Origin of the sequence: Microbacterium sp., assembly GCF_035277845.1 — a bacterium.
Taxonomy (GTDB): Bacteria; Actinomycetota; Actinomycetes; order Actinomycetales; family Microbacteriaceae; genus Microbacterium.
This window is the reverse complement of record NZ_DATEJS010000163.1, coordinates 1-7545: the sequence shown is the minus strand read 5'-3', so window position 1 is coordinate 7545 and position 7545 is coordinate 1. Positions and strand designations below refer to the sequence as shown.

Here is a 7545-nt window from a genome sequence, read left to right as displayed (position 1 = left end):
TCGCCGACCACGGGCGCCCGTACGGCGGCCGCGCCGGCGGTGAAGGCGCACACCAGCGCCGTCAGCCCTCCCGGCCGGACTACACCGACCAGCATCCGGCGGCCGAATAGTCCGCCGACGGGCTACCGGTGGGCCGGAGAGGCCGGGACGCAGCCGCAGGACACGCGGCGCACGAGGGTGGGGGCGAACAACTGACGGCGGCCCGCCGTCGGCTCGTCCACGAGCGCCGCGACCGCGGCACGCGCCATCGACCGCACCGGCTGGGCGACCGTGGTCAACGGCGGCCAGCTGAACTCGCCGTCGCGCGTGCCGTCGAACGAGACGACGGCGACATCCTCCGGCACCCGGAGCCCGGCCTCGTGCAGGGCGAGCAGGAGCCCGATCGCGAGCTGGTCCGAGCTGACGAACATGGCCCGCGGCATCGTCTTCGTCTCGATGAGCCATCGGCCGGCCGCATGGCCGCCCGCCAGCGTGAAGGTCTCGCGGACGACCGGACCGGGGGTGAGGCCGCGCCGCTCGATCGCCGTGCGCCACCCCGCCTCGCGGGCGTCGAGGTTGCCGCCCGCGGTCGTCCCGGAGATGAGGCCCACGGTGCGGTGCCCGTGATCGGCCAGGTGCTCGACCCCGATCAGGGCACCCTCGTGCAGGTCCACGCCGACGGTGTCGACTCCCGGGACCTCGTCATACTGGTTCAGCAGCACGAGCGGCATCTCCGGGGGCACCAGAGCCTGCACGTCCGGCACGGCGAGCGTGCTGCTGAGCAGCATCCCGTCGACGCGCCGAGTGGCGAACTTCTCGACGAGACCGCGCTCGCGCGCCGGTGAGCCGTCCGCGTTCGCGGCGAGGAGCGCGAGTCCGCGCTCCTCCGCCGCGAGCTCCACCTCGTGGGTGAGGTCGGCGAAGAAGGGGTTCTGGGCGTCGGGGATGATGATGCCGAGCATCTCGGGCGAGCCCAGGCGCAGGGCCCGCGCGGCCTGGTTCGGCCGGTACCCGAGCATCGCGACGGCATCCCGCACCCTGGCCGCGGTCGCCGGGGCCACCGGCTTCGACCCGTTGAGCACGTAGCTGACCACCGCGGTGCTCACGCCGGCGAGCCGCGCCACGTCGTTGCGCGTGACGGCGGGCTTGGTCGAGGGCGGGGTGCTCGGCACGACACCATCCTATGAACCGGGCGCCCCTAGGAACGCGGCGGGTCTCCGAGATCCGGCACCGGCAGGCGCACGCCGCCCTGCAGGGCGGATTGGTGGGCGACGATGCCGGGCAGGGTGTACCGCGCGGCCTCCCAGGCGTTGACAGGCGGCAGGGTGCCGTTCGCCACGGCGACGGCGAAATCGTCGACGAGGAACTGGTGGCTGCCCTCGTGCCCGCTGGGCATCACCCGCAGGGATGCCGGCAGGCGCGACGGGTCGTGCACGAGCGACAGGCCCGAGACGAACGCGTCGCGCAGCGCGGGATCCACGCCGGCGAGGGACGGGTCGTCGAGGTCCAGAGTCGCCCGGGTCTCGATGAGGTCGGACACATCGGCGAACCCCTGCTTGTCCTGCCACACCGCCGTGCCCACGAGCTGCTCGAAGCTGCCCTCGGTGCCGAAGTACCGGAAACGGCTCTCCCGCAGGTGCGACGGATAGCCGACGCGGCGGAACTCGTTGATGCGCATCGAGCCGCCGCCGTCGAGCTCGAACAGCGCGGTCGCGTTGGAGAAGTCGTTGTCGAACATGCTGACGTCCCGGTCGAACACGCCGTCGCCGCGCTCGTCGCGCACCCCGATGCAGCTCACGCTGACCGCGTGCCCGCCGATCGCGCCGAGCACCCCGCCGACGGAGTGCGTCGGATAGAGCATCGGCGGGTAGCTCGCCGTGCGCCGCCAGTCGTCGCCGCCGGAGTACTGGTACGCGGCGTAGAAGCCGAGGTCCATATCGTGCACGTAGTCGCCCTCGGCGTAGAAGACGCGGCCGAACGAGCCGTCCGCCACACGCGTTCGCGCGTAGATCGTCGCGGGGTTGTAGTAGCTCGTCTCGCCCATCATGTACGTCAGGCCGGTCTCGCGGACCGCCTCGACGATCGCGGTGATCTCATCGACCGAGATCGCCATCGGCACCGCCGAGTAGACGTGCTTGCCGGCACGCAGCGCCTGCACGACGAGAGGTCCGTGCGTCCAGCGCTGCGTGAAGATCGCGACGGCATCCAGGTCCGACTCCAGCATCGCCTCGAAGCCGGGGAACGTCCCCGCGAGGCCCCCGCGCTGCACGAGTGCGGTGGCGCGTTCCTCGAGGACGTCGGTCACGAAGACGCCCGAGATCAGGGGGTGTGCGTTGAAGAGCTTGGCGAATTGGCCGGCGAACTGTCCCGCGCCGACGATGCCCAGGGAGAACGGACGTGTCATGCGGACGAGCATCGCACGTCGATCTACACGAGTCAATGCTGGATCACCGGTCGCCCGGCGCAATTCGCGATCTGCGGCATCTCTCTTGGATTTCCAGGATCAATTTGAAAATCCGCTCTTGCGCCGCCAATAGTTACTCGTGTAACTTCATGGCCAGCCAGAGACACGATGGAGTGAGCATGTCTGCAACAACGGAAAGCATCGTCACCGGTGCACGACGCGGGTCCCCGGGTCCCCGGGCGTACGGACGGAGGCGGCCGCGGTCGGACTTCCGCGTCGCGCTGCTGTTCATCGCCCCGGCCCTGATCGGCCTGGTGGTCTTCTACATCGTCCCGACCATCCGGGGCGTCTACCTCAGCTTCACCGACTACAGCATCCTCGGCGAGCCGACCTGGGTGGGGGGCAAGAACTACGCCGCCCTCGTGAAGGACCCGCTGTTCTGGAACTCGCTGGCCGTCACCGCCGAGTACGTGATCATCAACATCGTCGTGCAGACGGTGATCGCCGTCGGGCTCGGCCTGCTGATGAACCACATCGCCAAATCGACCCTCGTGCGCGGGATGCTGCTGATGCCGTACCTGGTCGCGAACGTCATCGCGGCGATGGTGTGGTTCTGGCTGCTCGACTACAACCTCGGCATCGTCAACGACATCATCTCGTCACTCGGGATGCCACGCATCGCGTTCTTCGGCGACTCGTTCTGGGCGATCCCGACGCAGGCGATCATCAACACCTGGCGCAACATGGGCTACACCAGCCTGCTGATCTTCGCCGGCCTGCAGGCGATCCCGGACACCGTCTACGAGGCGGCGCGCATCGACGGCGCGGGTCCCGTCACGACCTTCCGCAAGATCACCCTGCCGCTTCTTCGCCCGGTGCTCGCGCTCGTGCTGGTGCTGACCGTCACCGGGTCGTTCCAGATCTTCGACACCGTCGCCGTCACCACCCAGGGCGGGCCCGTCAACGCGACGCGGGTCATCCAGTACTACATCTACCAAGTCGCCTTCGGGCAGCAGGAGTTCGGCTACGGCTCCGCCATCGCCGTGGTGCTGTTCGTCATCCTCGGCGTCATCGCGTTCGCGCAGATGAAGCTGCTTCGCGGCAATCAGTCGGACCTCGGATAAGGGAGCGCGACCATGACGCAGACGATGACCATCACGACCGGGAGCTCCCGCCGGCGCGCGCCGTTCCGGTGGACCCGGGCCTTCGGCTGGATCGCCCTCGGGATCGCGATCGCCGCGAGCATCCTGCCCTTCTACTGGATGCTGCGCACCTCGCTGTCGTCCAACGCCGACCTGGCGGGCGGCTCCGGCACGCTGCTGCCGGTCGGCTTCAACCTCGGCGCCTACCTGCGCGTGTTCGGCCTGCAGTCGCAGGCGGATGCCATCGCGCAGGGCGGGTCCGGCGCCTCGATCGACTTCTGGCTGTACATGTGGAACTCGATCGTGTTCGCCACGATCACCACCGCCTGCGCGGTGTTCTTCAGCTCGATGGCCGCGTACGCGTTCTCCCGCCTGCGCTGGCGGGGACGCGACAAGGTGTTCGGCCTGTTCCTGGCCACGGTGCTGGTGCCGGGCATCTTCACCGCCCTGCCGAACTTCCTGCTGGTGCGCAACCTCGGGCTGCTGAACACCATGGCGGGCCTCGTGCTGCCCTACCTGTTCATGACCCCGTTCTGCATCTTCTTCATGCGCCAGTTCTTCCTGAACATGTCGCGCGAGGTCGAGGAAGCGGCCATGCTCGACGGCGCGGGCCCTTTCCGGGTGTTCTTCCGGATCGTGCTCCCGAACGCCGCCGCACCGCTGTCGACGCTGGCCCTGCTCACCTTCATGGGGCAGTGGAACGAGTACTTCTGGCCGCTGCTGGTGGGCAACGACGACAGCTCCCGCGTGCTCACCGTCGGTCTCGGCGTCTTCAAGTCCCAGTCCCCGCAGGGCGCGCCGGACTGGTCGGGCCTCATGGCGGCATCCCTCGTCGCCGCCCTGCCGATGCTCATCATGTTCTTCGTCTTCGGCAAGCGAATCGTCAACTCCATCGGGTTCAGCGGCACCAAGTGACGCGACCGTGCGCTGATCCCTCCCACCCCGTCACCGAAAGGACCACCCCATGAAATCCAGACTCGCCGGCATCGCCGCCGTCGCCGTCGCCGCACTCGCCACCACCGGTCTCACCGCCTGCAGCGGAACCGCCGGCGCCAGCACGGCGGGCCACGTCTCGTACTGGCTGTGGGATGCCAATCAGCTTCCCGCCTACCAGGCCTGCGCGGCCGACTTCCACAAGGCCAACCCGAAGATCACGGTCGACATCACCCAGATCGGCTGGAACGACTACTGGACCAAGCTCACCAACGGCATGGCGGCCGGCACGGCGCCCGACGTCTTCACCGACCACCTGTCGTACTACCCCGACTTCGTGAAGACCAACCAGCTGCTGCCGCTCGACGACCTCGTGAAGCAGGACAGCATCGACATGGGCCAGTACAACCCGGGCCTGGCCGATCTCTGGGTCGGCAAGGACGGCAAGCGGTACGGACTGCCCAAGGACTGGGACACGATCGCCCTGTTCTACAACAAGAAGATGACCCGGGCGGCCGGCATCAGCGACCAGCAGATGCAGAACCTGACCTGGAACCCGACCGACGGCGGCAGCTACGGCAAGGTCATCGCGCACCTCACGATCGACAAGAACGGCAAGCGCGGCGACGAGCCCGGCTTCGACAAGAACGACGTCGCGACCTACGGCCTGGGGCTCGACGGCTCGGGCGCCGGCAACGGCCAGACCGAGTGGAGCTTCCTCACCGGCACCACCGGCTGGACCGCGACGGACAAGAACCCGTGGGGCACGACGTTCCACTACGACGACCCGCGGTTCCAGCAGACCATCGCGTGGTGGGCCGGACTCGCCCAGAAGGGCTACATGCCCAAGCTCGCCACCACTGTCGGCGCCAGCGTCGCCGACAGCTTCGGCGCCGGCAAGGCCGCCATCAACTCGAACGGGGACTGGATGATCGGCCAGTACAAGAGTTACAAGGGCGTGGACATCGGCATCGCCCCCACCCCGATCGGGCCCGACGGCAAGCGCTCCTCGATGTTCAACGGCCTGGCCGACTCCATCTGGGCCGGCACGAAGAACAAGGACGACGCCGAGAAGTGGGTCGCCTACCTCGCCTCCCCCGCCTGCCAGGACGTCGTGGCCGCCCACGCCGTCGTCTTCCCGGCCATCACCGAGGCGACCGCGAAGGCCGCGGCCGCGTTCAAGGCGAAAGGGGTGGACGTCTCCGCGTTCACCACGCAGGTGAAGGACAAGACCACGTTCCTGTTCCCCATCACCGACAACGCGACGAAGGTCTCCGGCATCATGCAGCCCGCGATGGATGCCGTCGTCTCCGGGCAGGCGCCCGCGTCGTCGCTGACGGCGGCGAACAACCAGGTCAACGCCCTGTTCCACTGAACCGATCCGCAATGGGGGCCGGTCGCGCACCGGCCCCCAATCGCGATGGAAGGACCTCACCGCATGAACCCCATCCACCTCCGCGCCGGCGGCGTCAGCGTCGTCATCGGGTTCGGGACCGACCTCGAGCAGATCCCCCGCATCGACCACTGGGGCGGCGCACTCGAGGGCGACCTGCCCGATCTCGGCATCCTGCGCGGCCCGGTGCCGCACTCGGCGTACGACCAGCCCGTCATCGGCGGGCTGGTGCCGCTCGGCTCGACCGGATGGCTCGGGCGGCCGGGCCTGCGGGGAAGCCGGGGCGGACGCGCCTTCTCGCCCGTACTGCGCACCGCGGCGGTGGAGGCGGTCGGCGACGGATGCGGCATCCGGATCCGCCAGTGCGACCCGGATGCCGGCATCGAGGTGACCACCGAGCTGACCCTGCACCCGAGCGGCCTGCTCGAGGTGACCAACGAGCTCACCAACACCGGCGCCGACTACTACCAGGTCGAGGAGCTCGGCATCAGCCTGCCGATCCCCCCGGCCGCCGCCGAGATGCTCGATCTCACCGGTCGCTGGTGCCGCGAACGGCAGCCGCAGCGCTCGATGATCCGGCAGGGCACCTGGGTGCGGTCCGGACGGCACGCCCGCACCGGGCATGACGCCGCCCTGCTGTTCGCGGCCGGCACGCCCGGCTTCGCCAACCGCACCGGACGCGTCTGGGCGGCCCACTTCGCGTGGTCCGGCGACCAGGAGCTGTACCTCGACGCCCTCGCCGACGGGCGCCGCGTCCTCGGCGCGGCGGAGCTGCTCGGTGCCGGCGAGATCGCCCTCGCGCCGGGCGAGAGCCACCGCACGCCGGCCCTCTACGCGTCGTACTCGGAGCACGGGCTCGACGGGGTGACGGCACGCTTCCACGAGTGGTTCCGCGCCCGGCCGCAGCATCCCGCCGCGCCGCGCCCGGTGGTGCTCAACACCTGGGAGGCGGTCTACTTCGACCAGCGCCTGGAGCCTCTCCTCGAGCTCGTCGACCACGCGGCGGACCTCGGGGTCGAACGGTTCGTGCTCGACGACGGCTGGTTCCTCGGGCGGCGCGACGACAGCGCGGGACTCGGCGACTGGATCGTCGACCCGGGAGTCTGGCCCGACGGACTCACCCCGCTCATCGACGCCGTCACCGCGAGGGGCATGGAGTTCGGTCTGTGGGTCGAGCCCGAGATGGTCAACCTCGACTCCGAGCTCGCACGGGCCCACCCCGAGTGGATCGCCCGGCCCACCGTCGACCCGTCGACCGGGGGCGGGCGACTGCCGCAGGAGTTCCGTCATCAGCAGGTGCTCGACCTCGCGAATCCGGATGCCTGGCAGTACATCCACGATCGGCTCGACGCCCTGCTCACCCGGAACGACATCGCGTTCCTGAAGTGGGACCACAACCGCGACAGCAGCGAACTCGGCCATGACGGGCGCCCGTCGGTGCATGCGCAGACCGAGGCGCTGTACCGGCTTCTCGATGCGCTGCGCGCCGCGCACCCCGACGTCGAGATCGAGTCGTGCGCATCCGGCGGCGGGCGCGTCGACCTCGGCATCCTGCAGCGCACCGACCGGGTGTGGACGTCGGACTGCAACGATGCGCTGGAGCGGCAGAGCATCCAGCGGTGGACCCAGGCCGTGCTGCCGCCGGAGCTCGTCGGCGCGCACGTCGGCCCGACGCGGTCGCACACCACGGGGCG

The 7545-nt window shown here is 69.5% G+C and carries 6 protein-coding genes; 4 read left to right on the top strand and 2 right to left on the bottom strand.

The genetic code is table 11. From position 1 onward, the window contains the following. Positions 1–122: 122 nt before the first annotated feature. Positions 123–1151, bottom strand: coding sequence for a LacI family DNA-binding transcriptional regulator (locus VJR25_RS06925; protein ID WP_324113925.1), 1029 nt, complete (start codon positions 1149–1151; stop codon positions 123–125). A gap of 26 nt (positions 1152–1177) precedes the next feature. Continuing rightward, positions 1178–2383, bottom strand: coding sequence for a Gfo/Idh/MocA family oxidoreductase (locus tag VJR25_RS06920; RefSeq protein ID WP_324113923.1), 1206 nt, complete (start codon positions 2381–2383; stop codon positions 1178–1180). Between the two features lie 179 nt (positions 2384–2562). On the opposite strand from VJR25_RS06920, the gene VJR25_RS06915 reads away from it, so the two are divergent. From VJR25_RS06915 to VJR25_RS06900, 4 genes are all read left to right on the top strand, one after another. Continuing rightward, positions 2563–3507 carry a sugar ABC transporter permease gene (locus tag VJR25_RS06915; RefSeq protein WP_324113921.1) on the top strand — a complete coding sequence of 315 codons (945 nt, stop codon included), beginning with the start codon at positions 2563–2565 and terminating at the stop codon, positions 3505–3507. 12 nt (positions 3508–3519) lie between these two features. Continuing rightward, positions 3520–4440 carry a carbohydrate ABC transporter permease gene (locus VJR25_RS06910; protein WP_324113919.1) on the top strand — a complete coding sequence of 307 codons (921 nt, stop codon included), beginning with the start codon at positions 3520–3522 and terminating at the stop codon, positions 4438–4440. Positions 4441–4489: 49 nt separating this feature from the next. Further along, positions 4490–5833, top strand: a complete 1344-nt coding sequence (locus tag VJR25_RS06905) for a sugar ABC transporter substrate-binding protein (RefSeq protein WP_324113917.1) — start codon at positions 4490–4492, stop codon at positions 5831–5833. Between the two features lie 63 nt (positions 5834–5896). Next, positions 5897–7545, top strand: a 1649-nt coding sequence (locus VJR25_RS06900; RefSeq protein ID WP_324113915.1) for an alpha-galactosidase, incomplete at its 3' end; no start/stop codon positions are given.

What these genes read in the sequence shown, in the direction of transcription:
- VJR25_RS06905 (WP_324113917.1), top strand. Translation starts at nt 4,490, where the DNA reads ATGAAATCCAGACTCGCCGGCATCGCCGCCGTCGCCGTCGCCGCACTC.
- VJR25_RS06915 (WP_324113921.1), top strand. Translation starts at nt 2,563, where the DNA reads ATGTCTGCAACAACGGAAAGCATCGTCACCGGTGCACGACGCGGGTCC.
- VJR25_RS06910 (WP_324113919.1), top strand. Translation starts at nt 3,520, where the DNA reads ATGACGCAGACGATGACCATCACGACCGGGAGCTCCCGCCGGCGCGCG.
- VJR25_RS06920 (WP_324113923.1), bottom strand. Translation starts at nt 2,383, where the DNA reads ATGACACGTCCGTTCTCCCTGGGCATCGTCGGCGCGGGACAGTTCGCC.